This is a genomic window from Bradyrhizobium paxllaeri (assembly GCF_001693515.2).
GTDB classification, from domain to species: Bacteria; Pseudomonadota; Alphaproteobacteria; order Rhizobiales; family Xanthobacteraceae; genus Bradyrhizobium; species Bradyrhizobium paxllaeri.
In genome coordinates, this window is sequence record NZ_CP042968.1 from 179,350 (window position 1) to 199,548 (window position 20,199).

At 64.4% G+C, this 20,199-nt stretch carries 19 protein-coding genes; 1 reads left to right on the forward strand and 18 read right to left on the reverse strand.

Annotation, left to right across the window (positions count from 1 at the left end; translation table 11 throughout):
* Positions 1-33 precede the first annotated feature (33 nt).
* The 17 genes from trmB to murJ form a co-directional block, all read right to left on the reverse strand.
* Positions 34-774: a tRNA (guanosine(46)-N7)-methyltransferase TrmB gene (gene trmB, locus LMTR21_RS00875; RefSeq protein ID WP_430642515.1), complete on the reverse strand. Its 741-nt coding sequence runs from the start codon at positions 772-774 to the stop codon at positions 34-36.
* Complete coding sequence (locus LMTR21_RS00880; RefSeq protein WP_065752514.1) at positions 774-1,901, reverse strand: M20 family metallopeptidase; 1,128 nt, start codon at positions 1,899-1,901, stop codon at positions 774-776. The genes trmB and LMTR21_RS00880 overlap by 1 nt, the downstream gene beginning before the upstream one ends.
* 99 nt (positions 1,902-2,000) lie before the next feature.
* Positions 2,001-2,417 carry a helix-turn-helix domain-containing protein gene (locus LMTR21_RS00885; RefSeq protein WP_057862822.1) on the reverse strand — a complete coding sequence of 139 codons (417 nt, stop codon included), beginning with the start codon at positions 2,415-2,417 and terminating at the stop codon, positions 2,001-2,003.
* A 247-nt stretch (positions 2,418-2,664) separates the two neighbouring features.
* Positions 2,665-4,272, reverse strand: a complete 1,608-nt coding sequence (gene lnt / locus LMTR21_RS00890) for an apolipoprotein N-acyltransferase (RefSeq protein WP_141688258.1) — start codon at positions 4,270-4,272, stop codon at positions 2,665-2,667.
* The gene (locus tag LMTR21_RS00895) at positions 4,272-5,390 is read right to left on the reverse strand and encodes a hemolysin family protein (RefSeq protein WP_065752516.1); all 1,119 of its coding nucleotides are present in this window, start codon (positions 5,388-5,390) and stop codon (positions 4,272-4,274) included. The genes lnt and LMTR21_RS00895 overlap by 1 nt, the downstream gene beginning before the upstream one ends.
* 1 nt (position 5,391) lies before the next feature.
* Positions 5,392-5,916, reverse strand: a complete 525-nt coding sequence (gene ybeY, locus LMTR21_RS00900) for an rRNA maturation RNase YbeY (RefSeq protein WP_065752536.1) — start codon at positions 5,914-5,916, stop codon at positions 5,392-5,394.
* 62 nt (positions 5,917-5,978) lie between these two features.
* Positions 5,979-7,034 carry a PhoH family protein gene (locus LMTR21_RS00905; protein ID WP_084030568.1) on the reverse strand — a complete coding sequence of 352 codons (1,056 nt, stop codon included), beginning with the start codon at positions 7,032-7,034 and terminating at the stop codon, positions 5,979-5,981.
* Positions 7,035-7,038: 4 nt separating this feature from the next.
* Positions 7,039-8,457 (reverse strand): tRNA (N6-isopentenyl adenosine(37)-C2)-methylthiotransferase MiaB, encoded by a 1,419-nt coding sequence (gene miaB, locus LMTR21_RS00910; RefSeq protein ID WP_065752518.1) that lies wholly within the window; start codon positions 8,455-8,457, stop codon positions 7,039-7,041.
* A gap of 138 nt (positions 8,458-8,595) precedes the next feature.
* On the reverse strand, positions 8,596-10,548 hold the full coding sequence (locus LMTR21_RS00915) for a glycosyltransferase family 39 protein (protein WP_065752519.1): 1,953 nt from the start codon (positions 10,546-10,548) through the stop codon (positions 8,596-8,598).
* Between the two features lie 105 nt (positions 10,549-10,653).
* The gene (locus LMTR21_RS00920) at positions 10,654-11,334 is read right to left on the reverse strand and encodes an HAD family hydrolase (RefSeq protein WP_065752520.1); all 681 of its coding nucleotides are present in this window, start codon (positions 11,332-11,334) and stop codon (positions 10,654-10,656) included.
* A 12-nt stretch (positions 11,335-11,346) separates the two neighbouring features.
* Complete coding sequence (locus tag LMTR21_RS00925; RefSeq protein ID WP_057862685.1) at positions 11,347-11,796, reverse strand: Fur family transcriptional regulator; 450 nt, start codon at positions 11,794-11,796, stop codon at positions 11,347-11,349.
* Positions 11,797-11,849: 53 nt separating this feature from the next.
* A complete protein-coding gene (gene rimI, locus LMTR21_RS00930) occupies positions 11,850-12,335 on the reverse strand; it encodes a ribosomal protein S18-alanine N-acetyltransferase (protein WP_065752521.1) in 486 nt (161 codons plus the stop codon).
* The gene (tsaB, locus tag LMTR21_RS00935) at positions 12,332-13,030 is read right to left on the reverse strand and encodes a tRNA (adenosine(37)-N6)-threonylcarbamoyltransferase complex dimerization subunit type 1 TsaB (protein WP_065752522.1); all 699 of its coding nucleotides are present in this window, start codon (positions 13,028-13,030) and stop codon (positions 12,332-12,334) included. The genes rimI and tsaB overlap by 4 nt, the downstream gene beginning before the upstream one ends.
* A gap of 143 nt (positions 13,031-13,173) precedes the next feature.
* Positions 13,174-13,743, reverse strand: a complete 570-nt coding sequence (locus tag LMTR21_RS00940) for a NifU family protein (RefSeq protein ID WP_065752523.1) — start codon at positions 13,741-13,743, stop codon at positions 13,174-13,176.
* A 174-nt stretch (positions 13,744-13,917) separates the two neighbouring features.
* Positions 13,918-14,412, reverse strand: a complete 495-nt coding sequence (locus LMTR21_RS00945) for a universal stress protein (protein WP_065752524.1) — start codon at positions 14,410-14,412, stop codon at positions 13,918-13,920.
* 92 nt (positions 14,413-14,504) lie between these two features.
* Positions 14,505-15,557, reverse strand: coding sequence for a tryptophan--tRNA ligase (gene trpS / locus LMTR21_RS00950; protein ID WP_065752525.1), 1,053 nt, complete (start codon positions 15,555-15,557; stop codon positions 14,505-14,507).
* 80 nt (positions 15,558-15,637) lie between these two features.
* Positions 15,638-17,182 (reverse strand): murein biosynthesis integral membrane protein MurJ, encoded by a 1,545-nt coding sequence (murJ, locus tag LMTR21_RS00955; protein WP_065752526.1) that lies wholly within the window; start codon positions 17,180-17,182, stop codon positions 15,638-15,640.
* 111 nt (positions 17,183-17,293) lie between these two features.
* Between murJ and LMTR21_RS00960 the strand changes: the two genes are divergently transcribed.
* Positions 17,294-18,295, forward strand: coding sequence for an adenosine kinase (locus tag LMTR21_RS00960; protein WP_065752527.1), 1,002 nt, complete (start codon positions 17,294-17,296; stop codon positions 18,293-18,295).
* Between the two features lie 151 nt (positions 18,296-18,446).
* Here LMTR21_RS00960 and LMTR21_RS00965 read toward each other — a convergent pair whose 3' ends face one another.
* Positions 18,447-20,141, reverse strand: a complete 1,695-nt coding sequence (locus LMTR21_RS00965) for an AMP-binding protein (protein WP_065752528.1) — start codon at positions 20,139-20,141, stop codon at positions 18,447-18,449.
* Positions 20,142-20,199: the final 58 nt, after the last annotated feature.

The following is a 20,199-nucleotide window of genomic DNA, read 5'->3' on the forward strand; positions in this document are numbered from 1 at the left end:
CCGGGACAAGCCCGGGCATGACGAGCATATAGCTCAGCTCACTCTCCGAAACCTCAAATACGCCGCCACCCGTCCCTCGCGCTCGGCTTTGCGGCCGTAGCGCGTCATGGTGTAGGCGTCCCACGGCTGTTGCCAGTCGGCGGCGCGCTCGGCGGTCCAGAGAAAATCCGGCGAGCGCATCAGATGCGCCAGCGTCCAGGCGCAGTAATCGTCGATGTCGCTGACGAAACGAAACTCGCCGCCGTCGCTTAGGATGCGCGCCATTGTGTTGACGGTAGCGTCCTGCACGAAGCGGCGCTTCCAGTGCCGGCGCTTCGGCCAGGGATCGGGATGGATCAGGTCGATCCGCGCCAGCGAACGCGGCGGCGCCCAGGCCAGCAATTCGGCGGCGTCGCCGGCATAGAGGCGGATGTTGCGCAGATTATGCGCCTCAATCTGCGTCAGGATTTTCGCCATGCCGTTGACATAGGGCTCGCAGCCGATGAATCCGATGTTCGGATAGGCCTGCGCTTCCGCGATCAGATGCTCGCCACCGCCGAAGCCGATTTCGAGCCGGACGTCATCGGTGCCGCCATCGAAGAGATCAGCAAGCCGCGCGGGCGCTGGCGTTGCGATATCGAGCGCCAGGTGCGGCAAGAGATTATCGATCAGGTCGGCCTGATGGATGCGAAGCTTGTGGCCCTTGCGGCGGCCGAAGAACGAGCCGCGCGCATGTGCCGACGCGCCGTCATCCGGCGGCGCGCCGCCGTCGCCAATATCGCGCGGTGCGGTCATCATCGCAGCGTCTGGTACAGGCGATACAACAGCCGCGCCCTCGGCTCGATCGAGGAAATGTACATCTGCTCGTAATGGGTATGGGCGCCCTGGCCGTCGACGCCGAGCCCGTCGAGGGTTGCGGTATGCGGCGCGGTGAAATTGCCGTCGGAGCCGCCGCCGGTCGAGGTATCGACCAGGTCGAAGCCGATCTCCGCCGCGATCGTTTTGGCGTGCTCGTAAAGCGCCGCTCCGGCATTGCTCTTTTCATAAGGCGGGCGGTTCAACTCGCCTGTTACCTTGACGGTGACGCCTTCGGTGCGCGATTTCAGATTGAGGATTTTTGCAACGAGCTCTTCGGAATCGGCGATCGTCGGCACGCGCGTGTCGACCTCGGCATAGGCTTCTTCCGCGACCACGTTCGGCTTGGTGCCGCCTCTGATAACGCCGACATTGACGCTGATGCCGCGCGCATGATCGTTCATCGCCTCCAGCGTTTGAATGACATTGCCGAGTTCGTGGATGGCGCTGCGGCCGTCCTGCGGCCTCGTGCCGGCATGCGAGGGCACGCCCTTGATGAACACCTCGAAGCGTCCGACGCCCTTGCGCCCGGTGACGATCTTGCCGCCGTCGCGCGCCGGTTCGGTGACCAGCACATATTTCGCCTTGCGTCCCTCGGCCTCGATCAGCGCGCGCGAGGTCGGGCTACCGATCTCTTCATCCGAGACATAGAGCTGGGTGATGCCGAGCGGCGGCCGGGCGCCGTCGGCGCAGATCTGCCGGAACGCATGGTAGGCGAGATAGGCGCCGCCCTTCATGTCGTAGATGCCCGGACCGAACGCGCTGTCGCCCGCGATGCGGAACGGCAGGCGCTCGATGAAGCCCATTGGGTGCACCGTATCGAGATGGCTCAGCACCAGGATGCCCGGCTCGTCCTGCCCCCATGACGAGCGCGCCACCAGATGGTCGCCGCAGCCGGAGTGCCCGGCGATCCGCTCCACGGTCGCGGGCAGGCCGCGATAACCCTCTGTGACGAGGTCGGCGAGCTTGTTGACCTGCTCGGATGCTTCGGTGGGGGTTTCGATCTCGACCCAGCGGCGGATGCCTTCGAGGATCGGCGTGGCGTCGAAAGGATTGGATGTCGTCATGTCGTATCCGATACGGCGTCATTTCCCGATGTGCAATTGCCGATCGAGAAATGAGGCATATTCCAGAATACGAAATTTTCAAACCGGTGCGAGCTGAAGTCAGCGCGGGTCGGGGCCGTTGCGCGAGGCGATCTGCTCGACCAGCTCGACGATCGAGCGCCGCATTTTGGAATCGTCGATGCGCGTGAACGCGCGCGTCAGCGCGAGACCCTCTGATGTTGCGAGGAAATCGGACACATAGGCTGGGGAGGCGCCGTCGCCGAAACCCTCACCATTGGCTGCGCCGCTCGGTCCGCCGTCGAACAGAAACGACACTGGTACCTGCAGAATTTCAGAGATTTGCTGCAGGCGGCTGGCGCCGACCCGGTTGGTGCCTTTCTCGTATTTCTGAACCTGCTGGAAGGTGAGACCGAGCGCTTCGCCCAGTTTTTCCTGGCTCATTCCCAGCATGATGCGGCGCATCCGGACGCGGCTGCCGACATACTTGTCAACCGGATTGGGCGCTTTGGTAGACATCTGCATCGCTCCTGGGATGGCGCGCCGGGATTGAGGCAGTGGAAGAGTCATGCCTCAGGCGCGCCGTTACCGTCATATCCTGCTCGGAGGATCGGGTAGAATTGCGGACGATCTGAGCAACGGAAGTGACTGGTTGTTGTTTTTGGCTTGCAACCGCAGAAAGCGAATTGCAGGCTGTCTGTCAACTGGTGGAACCGCACACGCAGCGTTTTTAGTAAACCAGTGACAAAACTGCGCTGCGGAAATCTCAGGCAGCGTGCTTTGCTGCGCGGCGTCTGATGACGAGCATCAGGGCAACGGCCACAATCACGGCGGCCGGGATATCTCCAAAGCGAGCATAAATCGTCGGCGACAGCGCCGACGGCAGGCTGGCATCCAAAACGCCTTCGATGCCAAGGCCAAGGCGTGCGACAATCCGCCCGGAAGGATCGATCACCGCCGAGATGCCGGTGTTGGCGGCACGCACCATCGGCAGCCCTTCTTCGATCGCACGCAGCCGCGCCTGCTGCAGATGCTGGTAGGGACCGGTCGAATTGCCGAACCAACCGTCATTGGTCAGGTTGATGATCCAGCCGGGACGATCATCACGCGCCGCAACATTTCCGGGAAAAATCGCCTCGTAACAAATCAGCGGTAGCGCGCGCGGTGCATTCGGTATCTCCATCGCATGGCGCCGCGTGCCGGGAATGAAGCCGCCGTGCACTTTCGTCAGTTGCACGAAGCCGAGCTTTTCCATCCATTCCTGAAACGGCAAATATTCGCCGAACGGCACCAGATGCAGCTTGTCGTAGACCGACAGCACGCCACCGTCATGGTCGATCACATATATCGAGTTGTGGGCGCGGGAGACGCGGGCGCCGGGCGGACCGTCGGGCGCGCGCACGGAGCCGGTGATCAGCACCGTGCCCTTGGGCAGGAGCTCGGCGATCTGCGCCATCGCGTCGGCTTCGCGGGTCAGGAAAAAGGGGAAAGCCGATTCCGGCCAGATCAGGATCTGCGCATCACGCACGCCGGTGGATTGCGGCCCCGAGGCGCGGTCGGACAGCGTCAGATACTTCTGCATCACTTCAGATTTGGCGCCGTAATTGAATTTGACGTCCTGCTGCAGGTTCGGCTGCATGATGCGCAGTTTGACGTTGGTCAGGGCCGTCGGCTGCAGCGACAGCCGTACGGCGCCGTAAATCGCCATTGCCACCAGCAGCACCAGCGCCGCCACCGGCGCGATCCAGGGCTTGCGGCCGCGCGAGGTGCCGTCGATCAGTACCGCCGGGCTGGCAAAGATCGCGACGGCCAGGAAGGTCATGCCCCACAGCCCGATCAGCGACGCCGTCTGCGCCAGCGCGAGCGGCTCCGACAGCGCGTAGCCATAGGCATTCCACGGGAAGCCCGACAGCAGGTAGCCGCGCAGCCATTCGCTGACCGTGAGGGCAACCGCGAGCGCCAGCACGCGCGAGATATCCCGCGTCCAGATCAGCCGCGCCAGCGCGAAGCCGAGCGCGGGAAACAGGGCCAGGTAGGCCGGCAGGCCGAGCACCGCGAACGGCATCAGCCAGGCGAAGGTCTGCGCATCGACCAGGAAGGCATTGCCGGTCCAGTAGAGGCCGGGCACGAAATAGCCGAGCCCGAACCAGAAGCCTGACAGTGCCGCCGCCGGCACACCGCGCCATTTTCCGGCCGCGGCTCCGTCGATCAGCCAGACCGCAACCGGAAAGGTGATGAACAGCACCGGCCAGGCATTGAACGGCGCCATCGCCAGCGCCGACATCGCGCCCGCGACCAGCGCGATCGCGGCGCGCTTCCAGCCCCAGGCGAGGATGATCGAGAGTCCCGCCACGCGGAATTTGCTTGAGGGCATCACTGCGAGCCGGCTCCGTCGCTGGAACTCGGCGGCGTGTTGTCGTTGGCCTGCGGTGTGCTGCTGTCGGGCGCGCTCTCGCGGCGGCTGCGCTCGCGCGCCGTGCGCGGCGTCGGACGTTCCTTCCGAATCCCGATCCGCAGCCGCTTGACCCGCCGCGGGTCGGCGTCGAGCACTTCGATCTCGAAATTGCCCGGGCCCGCGATCACCTCGCCGCGCACCGGCAGCCGGCCGACCTGCGCCACCAGATAGCCGCCCAGCGTCTCGACTTCCTCGCCGGCTTCGCCGGTGACGAATTCCTCACCGATCATCTTGCGCGCATCCTCGAGGCTGGCACGCGCGTCCGCGATGAACGCATTGTCGCCCTGTCGCACGATCGCCGGCGGCTCGTCGCTGTCGTGCTCGTCGTCGATCTCGCCGACGATCTGCTCGACGATGTCCTCAATCGACACCAGCCCGTCGGTGCCGCCATATTCGTCCACCACCAGCGCCAGATGGATGCGCGAGGCTTGCATCTGCGCCAGCAGGTCGATCGCCCGCATCGACGGCGGAACATAGAGAAGCTTGCGGATGATGTTTGCTTCGGCAAGCGGCATCGCGAGATTGACGGCGCGCAGGTCAAGGCCCGCGGGGAACGGCTTCTTGCGCTTCGGCTTGTCGGTCTCGCCGACGCGCGCCTTCGCGGTCATGAACGCCAGGAGGTCACGGATGTGCACGATGCCTTCGGGGTCGTCGAGCGTTTCGTTGTAGACCACGAGGCGCGAATGCGCCGCGCTCTCGAACAGGCTCATCAGCTCGCCGAGCGGAATGTCACGCTTGACCGCGACGATATCGGCGCGATGCACCATGACGTCGGCGATCCGCCGCTCGTTGAGGCCGAGGATGTTGCGCAGCATGGTGCGCTCGATGGCGGAAAAGCCGACATCATCCGGCGTCGAGGCATCGAGCACGACCTGAAGGTCGGCGCGCACCGATCCCGCCTTCCAGCCGAAGAGCGTCCGGATCGCCCGCATCAGCCAGTTATCGGCGGCGGGGCGCAGTACCTCGCCTTCCTGCACCAGAACCGGCAGATTGCGCGTATCGCGCGGGTTGTCCTGTATAGGGTCGGAGTCCGGCATTTCAGTCCATCCGCTCCCGGTCCGCATACGGATCGGGAATGCCGAGCTGGGCGAGGATCTCCCGTTCGAGACTTTCCATGGCTTCGGCGTCGTCGTCATTCTCGTGGTCGTATCCGATCAGATGCAGGAAGCCGTGGACTGCGAGATGGCTGAGATGATGATCGAACGGCTTTTCCTCGTCATCGGCCTCTTTCCGCGTGGTTTCATAGGCGATAGCGATGTCGCCGAGCATGCGCGGGGCGTCCGCCGGCGCGTCGCCGGTCGGCTGCAGCGCCGGGAACGACAGCACGTTGGTCGGCTTGTCGATGCCGCGCCAGTTGCTGTTCAGCGTGCGAATGCCTGAATCGTCGGTCAGCATGATCGCCAGTTCCGCCTCGCCGACATCGGCATCGGCGAATTCGGCTGCGGCGTTGATGGCGCGATGGATCACTGCCTCGGCATCCGGCTCGGTCTGCCAGCACTCGGCGACGACGAGAACTTCGGTGAGAGGAAGGGCGGACGACACGAGCGTTCCAGCGGTTTGCATAACAGTGTTCTGGTTGCGGCCGCGGCCTGCCTGCGGCAGGTCCACGGCCGAGGATATTTCGGTCAAGATTTTCCGGTTGCCGGCTTCTGCGGCAATCCCTCATAGGCGGCGACGATCCGCGCCACCAGTTCGTGGCGGATGACGTCCTCCGCGGTGAATTTCACCTGCGCAATGCCCTCGACGTTGTCGAGCAGCTTGCAGGCCTCGGCGAGCCCCGACGCCTGCCCGTTCGGCAGGTCGACCTGCGAGGGATCGCCGGTGATGATCATGCGGCTGTTCTCGCCGAGCCTGGTCAGGAACATCTTCATCTGCATCGACGTGGTGTTCTGCGCTTCGTCGAGGATGATGACGGCGTTGGTGAGCGTGCGGCCGCGCATGAAGGCGAGCGGCGCGATCTCGATCTCGCCGGCCTGCAACGCACGCTCCACGATCCGCGAATCCATCAGGTCGTACAGTGCGTCGTAGATCGGTCTCAGGTAAGGGTCGACCTTCTCGCGCAAGTCGCCCGGCAGGAAGCCGAGCCGCTCGCCGGCCTCGACCGCGGGCCGCGTCAGGATGATGCGATCGACTTCCTTGCGCTCGAACAACTGCGCGGCATGCGCCACCGCGAGCCAGGTCTTGCCGGTTCCGGCCGGGCCGATGCCGAACACCATCTCGTGGCGCTTCAGCGCACGGATGTAGGAATCCTGCGCCGCCGTGCGTGCCCGCACCGGACGCTTGCGCAGGTTGATGGTCTCGAACGTCGACTTGGCAGTCTTGGCGTCGAACTCGAACAGCGAGCCCTGCGCGATCACGGCGCGGATGGCGCCCTCGACTTCGCCCTGCGAGAGATCGTGGCCTTGCAGCGCCTGCGCATAGAGCGTTTCCAGCACGCGCCGCGCGGCGTCGCAGCCATCGCGGGTGCCAGCGATGGTGATGTGGTTGCCGCGGGAATCGACCACGACGCCGAGCCGCCGCTCGACCAGCGCCAGGTTCTGGCCGTAGGGGCCGACGAGGGCGGAAGCGGCGCGGTTGTCGTCGAAGTCGATGACGACCTGGGTCTCGGGCGGAACTTGCATGTCGCGGTCAAATTTGCGGCTGGGAGCGAGCGAAGGTGAATCCGATGCGCTTTTTGGCAAGGGTTCAGGCTCCCCGAGTCTGTTGAGAAGAATTGGTCATGGTGGAAAGCGTCGATGGCGCAGGCCGCGCGGAGGGACCGGCGAGTTCGCCGAGCAGGCTGTAGCGCTCGAGGCTCTCGATGTTCACCGGCAGGATCTGTCCGATGATGTCGGGCGAGGCAAAGACATGCGCAGGCTGAAGGTAAGCAGTGCGGCCGACGATCTGGCCGGGATTGCGGGCCGCGCGTTCGAACAGCACGTCGACGGTTTCACCAATCATGGCCCGGTTGAAGGCCGATTGCTGGGTGTCGATCAATTCCTGGAGCCGCACCAATCGCTCGTCCATTTCAGCCGCTGACACCGTCTCCTGCATGTCCGCCGCCGGCGTGCCGGGCCGCGGCGAATATTTGAACGAATAAGCCGCAGCGTATCCGATTTGCATGACAAGCGCGAGGGTCGAGGCAAATTCTCCCTCGGTTTCGCCTGGGAAGCCGACGATGAAATCCGATGAAAACGCAATATCTTGGCGGGCGGTACGGAAACGATCGATGACACGCCGATAATCATCGGCGGTATGCTTGCGGTTCATGGCGGCCAGAATCCTGTCGGAGCCGGACTGCACCGGAAGGTGGACGAACGGCATCAGCGCGCCCAGGTCGCGATGCGCTGCAATTAGCGTCTCCTCGACGTCGCGGGGATGGCTGGTCGAATAGCGCAGCCGCGCGATGCCCTCGATTTCCGCGAGGCGGTGCAACAGCTTGCCGAGCGGCCAGGTCCGCCCATCAGGGCCTTCGCCGTGATAGGCGTTGACGTTCTGGCCGATCAGGGTGATCTCGCGCACGCCGTTGTCGGCGAGCCGCTTCACGTCGTCGACGATTTTGGCGACCGGGCGCGAGACTTCTGCGCCGCGCGTATAGGGCACCACGCAGAAGGTGCAGAACTTGTCGCAGCCTTCCTGCACGGTGACGAAAGCGGAGATGCCGCGCGCGCGGATGGCGTCCGGCTTCGGCTGCGGCAGGAAGCCGAACTTGTCCTCGACCGGAAATTCGGTTTCCAGCGCCCGGCCTTCGCTTTTGGCGCGTGCCAATAGCTGCGGCAAATGATGGTAGCTTTGCGGCCCGACCACGACGTCAACCGTTGGCGCGCGGCGAATGATCTCCTCGCCCTCGGCCTGCGCGACGCAGCCGGCGACCGCGATGCGCATCTCGCGCCCGTTCCGCGCCGCCTCGTCCTTCGCGACCCGCAGCCGCCCAAGTTCGGAGTAGACCTTTTCGGAAGCCTTTTCCCTGATGTGGCAGGTGTTGAGGATCACCAGATCCGCATCCTCGGCGCTGTCGGTCTCGACGAAGCCTTCAGGCGCCAGCGTATCCACCATGCGTTGCGCATCGTAGACGTTCATTTGGCAGCCATAGGACTTGATATGCAGCTTGCGCGGCGGCTTCATGGAACCTTGGATATCGGGCTTGAATGGGCGCCAATCCGGCGTCAGGGGCTCAAATATAGCCTTGAGGCGTGAAAATCCAGCCGGTTAGGCCGCCATTTCGGGGCGCAAAGGCACCCAGAATACCTGCCGCGGTCCAGCTCAGTTCGCCTTGCCCCACAGATCGAACAGTTCGGGGGGCGGAACTTCCACCCATTCGTTGCCGAGGTTGATGCGGTAGGGCGCGCTGCTCGAAGCCCCCGACAGCCGCCACAATTTCGGATCGACAGCGCGACCATGGGCGCGTACCCACCGCGCAATCGGTTCGAGCGCCGCCGTCTGTTTGGCCGGGGCCAGCGTATATCCGCCCAGCATCACGAAGCGTAGCTGCCGCTCCGACACCAGCCGTTCGATATCCGAAGGCGTCAGGATCGGATCGTCGCCGAGATAACCGCCCATCGCCATGACCGGCAGGCCGGTTGCGATGATTAGCGGCGCGGCGACATTGGCGTTGGGCACTGCGACGAGAAACTTTGCGGCCTCGCGATTGGCGGCCAGGTAGCCCGTGAGCTTCTGGCGGGCGGCGCCCAGCCGCGCTGTCCGTGATGCCAGGCGGTCAGTGTCGGATGGCGCGAGCAGGGCGGTCATGTTGGCGACCGGCGTGGCGATGTTCGGGCGCCTCAGAACGACGCTCGCGGCAGTCAGGGTCGGTGAAACGAGTAGCGCGCCGAAGGCCGCGACAGCGAACAGTTTTGCCGGTCTGATGTCCTGTCGCGGAAGGGTGTAAAGGACGGCAGCGCAAATCGCAGCGACTCCAATCGACATCAGCCATGTCAGGCTGAGCCAGTCGGATCCGATCGTCTCGGACTGCGCGATGCAGAGATAGGCCTGCCAGGCTGCCGTGGCGACGATGACCAGCGGCAGGTGCAGCCGCGCGAGCTTGCCCGCTTGCCATCGCGACCACAGCCCGGCTGCGGCGATGCCGGAAAACACCGCGAGCGGCGGACCGAGCACGGCGACGTAATAGGTGTGGATCAATCCGCCCGCGAAGCTGAGCACGATCCAGTACATCGCGAGCCAGCCGGTCCAGACAGCGGCGCCGACGCGGCGTGACCTCACTGCGCCCGGGCTCCACGCGTCCGACCAGGCGAACGCGAGGCCGAGAAGCGCGAACGGCAGCAGCCAGGCGAACTGCGTCGCGGCCCGCGGCCGAAACAGGCGGAGAGGGCCGACCGGCGAGTCGTCGGTCATGACGGGCTGCCGGACTGCCGCGCCGGCAGGTGACGTTTCACTCAAGGCAGCGGGCGAGGGGCTTGCCGGAGTGCCCGCGGGCGCAGCCATCGCAAGGAAGCGGGCCGCGCCATTATGCACCAAAGCAAGCTCCAGCATCGAATTATGCCTGGTGCTGCCCGCATAGGGCCGGTCCCGCGCCGGCGTGAGATCGAAGAGAACGGCCCATGACAGTGCGACGATGACAAGGACGACGCCCGCGAGTGCCTGTCGCCCGAGATGCCAGGTTACGGGAGCGCGGGGTCGCGCAAGGCTGAACGCCAGGGCCAGCACGGGCGCCAGCACCAGCGCCGCGCCCATCTTGACGTTGAAGCCGACGCCGATCGCCGCCATCGCGGCGCACAGCAGCGCGAGCCGGCCGGTTTCGGCGGCGCGCATGCCAAGCCACGCCGCCGTCAGCAGCACCAGGATCAGACAGCTCTCGGTATTGTTGGAACGGTCGACCGCAACATTGACCGGGCTGAGCGCGAGCGACAGCGCGGCCACGGCTCCCGCCATCCTGCCCCAGTATTTCTGCACCAGAATGTAAACGAAGAGGATCGCGGCCAGCCCCGCCATCACCTGGGCGAGCAGGATCGACAACGTGGAAAAGCCGAACAGTTTCGTGCTTGCGACCTGCAGCCAGATCGCCACCGGCGGCTTGTCGATGGAAACAAAACCCGCAGGGTCGAACGAATTGAACAGAAAATTGTGCCAGCTCTCCAACTGACTGCGCACGCCTGCGGCGTAATACTGCCTGCTGAATTCGTTCTGCGAAAGCTGCCAGCTTCGCGCGAGCGCCGCCACCGCCACGATCAGCGTGAGCGGCAAGGCGGCCTTCAACATGTCGGATAATTTCAGGATGCGCCGCCCCCTCACGCAAGTTCGCGTGAGACTATCACCTGCGGCTTCCGCGCCCAGTTAACTCGCGGCAAGGTTGCTCGATTGAGTCTAGCCGCCCGTTCGACCGACGCGTGCAATCAGGTCCGGCAACTGACGCATATCGTCGAACGTCACGGCGGCGCCAGCGGCGAGCAGCATCTCGGCATGGCCGGGCTGACAATGGCTGCCGCCGTGAAAACCAAGCACGGTCATTCCGGCGGCGCGCCCGCCGGTGACGCCGGGAACGCTGTCCTCGATCACGACGCACTGGGACGGTTGCACCTTCATCTGTTCGGCCGCAAATAGAAACAGATCGGGCGCGGGCTTGCCGCGATCGACCTGCGTAGCGGAGAAAATATGCGGCGCGAGTTGGTCGTAGAGGCCGGCGCAGGTGAGGCCGTGGCGAATCTTTTCCGGCGTTCCGCTGGAAGCGACGCATTTGGGCAGTCGTATCGCGCCAATCGCCTCGCCGATATGGGCGATCGCCTGCAGATCGTCCTCGTAAAATTTCAGCGTCGCCGCCTTCACCTGTTGCTCGAAGTCATCGGGCAGTTTGCGGTCGATCTCACGCTCGATCGTCTGGCGCGCCTCGCGGTCAGAAACGCCGAGAAAGCGAACGAGCACCTGTTCGGACGTGATCGGATAGCCGTGACGCGTCAGCGTCTCCGCATGCGCGCGGCACGAAATGACTTCGCTGTCGACCAGCACGCCGTCGCAGTCGAAGATGACCAGATCGAAGTTCTGCTTCAAGGTGGCCCGCGATCAGGTTTTGTCTTCGTCGAGCGGGACGCAATAAAGCTCCAGCCGATGATCGACCAGCTTGTAGCCGAGTTTCCTGGCGATCTCGGCCTGCAATTTCTCGATCTCCTCGGAGGTGAACTCGATCACCTTGCCGTCGCGCAGATTGATCAGATGGTCATGGTGGCTGTCGGGCATCTGCTCGTAGCGCGCGCGGCCCTCGCGGAAATCGTGCCGCTCGATGATGCCGGCATCCTCGAACAGTTTGACGGTACGATACACCGTTGAAATCGAGATCTTGTCGTCGACCGCGACACAGCGCCGGTAGAGCTCCTCGACATCGGGATGGTCGACCGAATCGGCCAGCACGCGTGCGATCACCCGGCGCTGTTCGGTCATGCGCATGCCGGTGGCGGCGCAGCGCGCCTCGATGCCGGTATTTTTCTGCGCAGACGGAGATTTCAATGCGGTCATGGTCTCTAAAGGCCTTGAGGGCGGGTTGGGGGCTTTGTGCCACCGTGTGCATATTACGACAAGTCGCGTCGCATCAGAAGCGCATTCAATTGTTCGCCACCGGGCTGCTGATAATAGCGTTCCCGGCGGCCGACGACCTCAAATCCGGCCCATTCATACAGACGCCGCGCCGGCTGATTGTTTTCTTCGACCTCGAGGAACACCTTGCGTACGCCATGGCCGGCGAGATGACCGAGATGCGTGAGCAACAGGTTGCGCGACAGGCCGCGGCCGCGCTGGTTCGCATCGATGGCAATCGACAATAGCTCTGCCTCATCGGCGGCCATGCGCGATACCGCAAAGCCGATGATCTTGCGCCCAAGCCTGAGGCGGTGCACGAGCGTGTTGCGCTCGGTCAGCATCACCTCGAATTCGCCTTCGCCCCAGCCGCGATGAAACGATGCGCCATGCAGATGCGCCAGGCGCGCCGCGTCGCGCTGGATAGCCGGTTCGATCACCGCCGCGCCGCCGCCCCACCAATCGGAGAGCCATGCCATCATGATGACTGCGGCTGCGCTGCGCCGGACAACGGATCCTTCGGCGGCTTGGCGTCGGGCGCGCGCAAATAATAGGGGCGTGCCGGCGAGCTCTCGGGATTGACCGCGGCGCCCAGCCACGCCACCCAGGCGATATCGGGCGCGGCCTGCTGGTCCACCTTGAAAGGCGGTGGCGCATCGGCCGGCCAGCGGTCGGCGAGAATATTCGCCGCGTTGCCGACCAGATGCGGTGCGCCGAAGCGCACGGCGTCGAGCGCTTCTGCAACCGGCGCGACGTTCGGCTTGATCAACGAACCGCCGTCGCCGTCGAGCACCTGAAAATAGACGTGATCATGCCGCGCATCGACGGCTGATATGACGGGATGTTCGCTGCTCCCGCTGACGATCGGGGCGGCAAACGCGGTCAGCGTCGTTACGCCGACGACCGGCTTGCCGGCGGCAAGCGCAATGCCGCGGGCGGCGGAAAGGCCGACGCGCAATCCGGTGAAACTCCCGGGACCCGTCGTTGCGGCGATGCGGTCGAGCGCGGTAAAGGCGACGCCGGACGCCTTCATCACGCGTGCGATCAGCGGCATCAAGGCTTCGGCGTGGCCGCGCTTCATCGCCTGCGATTCCTGCGCGATGGTTCCGCCCGAGCTGGTGTCAAGCACGGCCGCGGCGCAAGCGTCGAGCGCGGTATCGATGGAGAGGATGAGCATCGGCTATATTCTCGTCATGCCCGGGCTCGTCCCGGGCATCCACGTCTTTTGCTTAGCACAAGATAAGACGTGGATGGCCGGGACAAGCCCGGCCATGACGAAATCCTTAATTCCATTGTATCGGGTGAGCCCGATCAGCCTTCTTACATCGGCCGGACTTCGACCACGTCAGGCACGAAATGCTTCAACAGATTCTGGATGCCGTGCTGCAGCGTCGCCGTGGATGACGGGCAGCCGGAGCAGGCGCCCTTCATGTTGAGATAGACGACGCCGTCCTTGAAGCCGCGGAAGGTGATGTCGCCGCCGTCATTGGCCACGGCTGGGCGCACCCGTGTCTCGATCAGGTCCTTGATGGTAGCGACGGTGTCGGCATCGGCCTCGTTGAAGAACTCGCCTTCCTCGTCCGCCGCTTCGTCGCTGCCGGCGGTTCCGTCCGCGAGCAGCGGCGCGCCGGACATGTAGTGCTCCATGATGGCGCCGAGGATCGCGGGCTTGAGATGCTGCCAGTCGCCATCCGTCTTGGTCACGGTGACGAAATCATAGCCGTAGAACACGCTTGCAACGCCGGGTACGCCGAACAGTCGTTCGGCCAGCGGGGAGCGGGCGGCGGCGTCGCGATTGGAAAATTCCATCGTGCCGCTATCGAGCACGGTGCGGCCCGGAATGAATTTCAACGTGGCGGGATTGGGCGTGGCTTCAGTCTGAATGAACATGGTTTTTCTCCGGCGTCGCCGGTTCAAGGCCGGCGCGTGGGTGTCCCTTAGCAGATGGCGACCGCGGGCGCACGATCAAGAGGGGAAATCAGTAATTCTGTAGGTACATCAAAGCGTTTTCAAGCGAAGTGGGGACCGGTTCGCGTGAAGAAAACGCGTCAAAACTGAAAATACTTAAGACAGGCCGTCGATCTCGGCATCGGTGAGATCGCCGGGCACGATGGTCACCGGAATCGGGAACGAGCCGGCGACCTGCGCCATCATGCTGATCAAGGGCCCCGGCCCTTCGGGACCCGGATTGGCCGCCAGCACCAGCATCGAAATATCGACGTCCTGGTCGATCACGTCGAGGATCTGGGTGATCGGGTCGCCCTCGCGGATCACCCGTTCCGGCGTGATGGCCGCAATGCCGTTCGCGCGGCCGGAGGCGCGATCGAGCGCCTCATTGGCGGCGTCCTCGGCCTCGGCGCGCATCAGGTCGGCGACGCCGAGCCATTGCTGGTTCTGGTCCTCGATGGCGATGATGCGGAGCATCACCACGCCGCCGCCGACGCGCACCGCCCAGCGGCTGGCGTAATACACCGCACGGTCCCATTCCGCGGTGTCGTCAACGATGACAAGGCATTTTGGCTTGTGACCCGTTTCGTAGCTTCGTCGCTGGGTGGTCATGCATGTCCCGGTGCTGCGCCAAACCGCCGCATGCTGCCACGGCGCAGCCGCTTTCGACAAGCGGCGTTGCTGTTGCAACGCAGCTAGCGCAACTAACCCTTTCGGATGAAACCGACGATGTCGCGGGCCGCCCGCATGGTTTCATCGGCGAGGACGCGCGCGCGGTCGGCGCCGTCGACCAGGATGCTGTCGACATGGCCGGGGTCGGCGACCAGCCGCTTCATCTCGGAAGCGATCGGCGCGAGCTTTGTGACGCAAAGTTCCACCAGCGCGTTCTTGAAGCTGGAGAACTGCCCGCCGCCGAATTCGCGGAGCACGTCGGATTTGCTGCGGTTTGCCAGCGCCGCATAGATGCCGACGAGATTGTCGGCCTCGGGCCGGTTCTCCAGTCCCTTTTCTTCCGACGGCAACGGTTCCGGGTCGGTCTTGGCTTTACGGATCTTTTGCGCGATCAGGTCGGCGTCGTCGGTCAGGTTGATGCGCGAATTATCTGACGCGTCCGACTTCGACATCTTCTTGGTGCCGTCGCGAAGCGACATCACCCGCGTCGCGGGGCCGGTGATCAGCGGCTCGGGCTGCGGAAAGAACAGCCCGTCACCGAAGCCGTGGCTGCGAATCGAATCGCCGAAATCGTTGTTGAACTTCTGCGCGATGTCGCGTGACAGCTCCAGATGCTGCTTCTGGTCCTCGCCGACAGGCACATGGGTGGCGCGGTACAAGAGAATGTCGGCCGCCATCAGCACCGGATAATCGTACAGCCCAACGGAGGCGTTCTCGCGGTCCTTGCCGGCCTTCTCCTTGAACTGCGTCATGCGGTTGAGCCAGCCGATCCGCGCCACGCAATTGAAGATCCAGGTCAGTTCGGCATGGCCGGTGACCTGGCTCTGGTTGAACACGATGTGCTTCTTGGGATCGATACCGGCGGCGATGAACGCCGCGGTGACCTCGCGGGTGTTGCGCGCGAGCTCGGCCGGGCCGCCCCAGACGTCGACGCCCATCGTGATCGCGTGCATGTCGACGACGCAATAGATGCAGTTATGGGTTTCCTGCATCTTCACGAAATTGACGATCGCGCCGAGGTAATTGCCGAGATGCAGATTACCGGTCGGCTGGACGCCCGAAAAAACCCGTTCAACAAAAGCCATTGTCAGCTTCCCCAAGGATCCTGTTTCGGATGCCTGTTTCGCGCCGTCGTTTGCCACGCAGGGGCTACAAGCGCAAGCCGCTAACCCTTGCCTTGCCTGACGGCGTTAACCGCCTCGCGCCAGCCAATGACGCCGAAAAGCCGCAAGAACAGGCCGTATGCCGCTATTCCTGCCGAGATCACGGCCAGCAGCAGGACGGCTTGCACGAGGCCGTGCGCGCTCTCGGCGAGGGCAGGCAGCGCCCGGGCCGCGAGCCACAGCAGCGCGCCCATGCCGAGCGCGGCGAGCGCGATGCGCGGCAGCCGCCGCTTGGCGTCGGCATCGATCGAAAACCCAAATATCTCGGCGCCGCGGCGGATCAGGCGGAATGCCATGCTCCACGCACCGAGCGCAATCGCCGCCGCAATACCGTCCGCGCCGTACCAATGGCCCAGCAGATACGCGAGCGCGACCGCCAGCACCACGCCAAGCAGCGCGGCGATCAGCGGCGTCATCGTGTCCTCGCGGGCAAAGAAGGCCGGCGACAATGCCTTCACCAGCACATGCGCCGGCAGCGCCAGCGTCAGCCACATCAGCGCGCGGGCGGTGGCCTGGGTGTCATCGGCGGTGAACGCACCGCGTTCGAACAGTAGCCGCACGATCGGTTCGCTCAGCACGATCAGCCCCAGCGTTGCCGGCAGCGCCAGGCCAACCGCGAGTTCGAGGCCGCGCGATTCCGCGTGCGCGATCGCGGCATGGTCATCGCCGCGCACCGCGCGCGTCAGTTCCGGGATCAGCACCGTACCCATGGCGACGCCGACAATGCCGAGCGGCAGCTCGACCAGGCGGTTGGCGAAATAGAGCCACGAGACCGCCGAGGGCGAGGCCGAGGCGATGATCGCGCCAGCCACCATCAGCAATTGCGGCGCGCTCGACGCCATCATGCCGGGTGCGGCCTTGCGGACGAAGCTGCGGATTTCGGTGTCGAAGGAAATCCGCAGGGGTGCAGCGATGTTCTCGCCACGGCGCAATGTCAGTACCGACAGCTGCAACAGGCCGGCGATGCCGACGGTCGCGGCCACGATCTGCGCTGCCTGTACTGCATCCGGTCGCGCGACAAGCAGCACGGCCATCACTGCGATCAGCGCAATGTTGAACAACAGCGGCGAGAACGCCGTCAGCGCAAATCGTCGTTGCGCGTTCAGCAGCGCCATCATCACCGTCACCGGACCGGCAAAGGCGAGGTAGGGCAGCATCAGCCGTGCGTTGTCTGTGGCGAGCTGCAGCGTTTCGCGTCCCGCAAATCCCGGCGCCAACACCTTGATCACCAGCGGCATGACCAGCGCGAGCAACGCGGTGGCGACGATCAGCGCTGCCGTGACGGTCCCGAGCACGCGCCCCGCAAACGCTGCGGCCGCGACCGCGCCGTCGGTTTCGCGGACCCGCAACCAGGCCGGCACCAGCGCCGCGTTCAGCCCGCCTTCGGTGAGCAGCCGCCGCACCACATTGACCAGTTGGAATGCCGCCAGGAACGCATCCGCCACCGCGCCTGCGCCGAGCAGCGCCGCGAGCGCCGAATCGCGCACAAATCCGAGGAGCCGCGAGGCCAGCGTTCCCGAGGATACCGTGAGAAAGGAGCGGATCATGGAGCTTCTATAGCAGCCGCTTCCCTTGCTGGCGCTACGCCGATCTGGTAGGCCGCAACCTTCTTAGCCGCGCTCGGCTTCTTCGCGCAACGCCGTAAACAGGACGGACGAATGACTGACGCAAAATACGACGTTCTCGGGATCGGCAATGCGATTTTCGATGTCTTCGCGCAAACCGACGAGAAATTCCTGGCCGACCACGGCATGGCCAAGGGCGGCATGGCGCTGATCGACGAGGCCCGCGCCGCGTCGATCTACCGCGACATGGGACCGGCCACGGAAGTCTCCGGCGGCTCCGGCGCCAATACCATCGTCGGCGTTGCCGGCTTCGGCGCCCGCGCGGCCTTTATCGGCAAGGTGAAGGCCGACCAGATAGGCGGCCTCTATACCCATGACATTCGTGCCGCTGGCGTCGCGTACGAGACCAGGGCAGCCGATGCCGGCCCCGCCACCGGCTGCTCCTACATCCTGGTGACGCCGGACGGCGAGCGCACCATGAACACCTATCTCGGCGCGGCGCAGGATCTGACCCCCGCCGATATCGACGAAGGCCAGATCGCGGCGTCCCGCATCGTCTATCTCGAAGGCTATCTCTGGGATCCCCAGAGCGCCAAGGAAGCCTTCGTCAAGGCCGCGACCATCGCACACGGTGCCGGCCGCCAGGTGGCGCTGACGCTGTCGGATTCGTTCTGCGTCGACCGCTACCGCGACGAGTTTCTCGACCTGATGCGCAAGGGCACCGTCGATCTCGTGTTCGCCAACGAGGCCGAACTGCATTCGCTGTACCAGACCTCGGATTTCGACACCGCGCTGAAGCAGTTGCGCGCGGATACGAAACTGGGCGTCGTCACCCGCAGCGAGAAGGGCTGCGTCGTGGCTGCGAAGGACGGCGTCGTCGCAGTGCCGGCGCATCCGATCGAGAAGCTGGTCGACACCACAGGCGCCGGCGATCTCTTCGCCGCCGGTTTTCTGTTCGGCCTCGTGCGCGATGCCGGTTACGAAAACGCCGGCCGTCTCGGCGCCCTCGCCGCCGCCGAAGTGATTCAGCATATCGGCGCAAGGCCGCAGGTGTCGCTGAAGGAGCTGGCGCAGCAGAAGGGGCTGCCGGTTTAGGACGAAGGTTTCTCAATTCGTCATGGCAGGGCTTGTCCCGGCCATCCACGTCTTTCTTGCCGATGGTCCGTCAAGACGTGGATGCCCGGGACATCTAGCGCGAAGACGCGCTTCGCGCTCTTGCCCGGGCATGACAGCATACCGTTTTCGTTCACGCCGTCTTCGCAGCCTTCAATCCTAGCCGCGCCTCCACCGCCTCCCGCATCAGGAACTTCTGGATCTTCCCCGTCACCGTCATCGGGAATTCGTCGACGAATTCGACGTAGCGCGGGATCTTGTTGTGGGCGATCTGGCCCTGGCAGAACGCGCGCACGTCCTCGGCGGTGAGCGTCTCGCCCGGCCGGGTGCGGATCCAGGCGCAGAGCTCCTCGCCGTAGCGGTCGTCCGCCACGCCGAAGATCTGCACGTCCTGGATCTTGGGATGGCGATAGAGGAATTCCTCGATCTCGCGTGGGTAAAGGTTCTCGCCGCCGCGAATCACCATGTCCTTGATGCGGCCGACGATGTTGCAATAGCCTTCGGTGTCGATGATCGCGATGTCGCCGGTGTGCATCCACCCATTGGCGTCGAGGACGTCGGCGGTCTTTTCGGCCTCGTCCCAATAGCCCAGCATGACACTGTAGCCGCGGGTGCAGAGTTCGCCGCGCTCGCCGCGCGGCACCACGCGTCCTTCGAGATCGACGACCTTGACCTCGACATGAGGATGGATGCGGCCGACGGTGGAGACGCGCCGTTCCAGCGGATCGTCGGTCGAGCTCTGGAAACTGACTGGCGACGTCTCGGTCATGCCATAGGCAATCGTCACCTCACCCATGTTCATCTCGTTGTTGACGCGCTTCATCACCTCGATCGGGCAGGGCGCACCCGCCATGATGCCGGTGCGCAGCGATTTCAGGTCGAAGCGCGCGAATTCGGGATGATCGAGTTCGGCGATGAACATGGTCGGCACGCCGTAAAGCGCGGTGCATTTCTCCTGCTCAATGGTCTGCAGCGTCGCCAGCGGATCAAAACCTTCGCCCGGATAGACCATGGTGGCGCCGAGTGTGACGGAAGCGAGGTTGCCCATCACCATGCCAAAGCAGTGATAGAGCGGCACCGGAATGCAGATGCGATCCTTCTCGGTCAGTCGCATCGCGCGGCCGACGAAATAGCCGTTGTTGAGGATGTTGTGGTGCGTCAGCGTCACGCCTTTGGGCGAGCCCGTGGTGCCGCTGGTGAACTGGATGTTGACGGCGTCGTCGAACTGCAGCGTCTTCGAAAGCTCGGCTAGCTGCTCATGGTGTCGCACGCCACCCATTTTGCTCACGTCATCGAAGGCAATGGTGCCGGGGGATTTCGGTCCGCCGATCTGGATTACCGCGCGCAGTTGCGGCAGCCGCTGCGCCTGCAGTGCGCCCGGCTGCGACGCCGCAAGCTCCGGCAGCAGCGTGTTCAGCATCTCCATATAGTTGGAAGTCTTGAAGGCGGTCGCGGTGACGACCGCCGCGCAGCCGACTTTGGCAAGCGCGAATTCAAGCTCGCTCAGACGATAGGCGGGATTGATGGTGACGAGAATGAGCCCCGCCTTGGCGGCGGCGAATTGCGTCAGCGTCCATTCCGGCCGGTTCAGCGACCACACGCCGATCCGCGCGCCACGCTCAAAGCCGAGCGCGAGAAAACCCGCCGCCAGCGCGTCGACGTGACAGGCGAATTCTTTCCATGTCCAGCGCACGCCATGGCTCGGCGAGACCAGCGCCTCGCGATCGCCCCAGCGCGATGCTGCCTGATCGAGGCAGTGCCCGATGGTATCGCCGAGCAGCGGTGCGTCGGAAATGCCGGAGACGTAGCTATCAATGGTGTCGGTCAAGTGTTGTTCTCCATGAGGAGCGAAGGCGGAAGCAATCCATCTATCCCCGTGTTGAGGG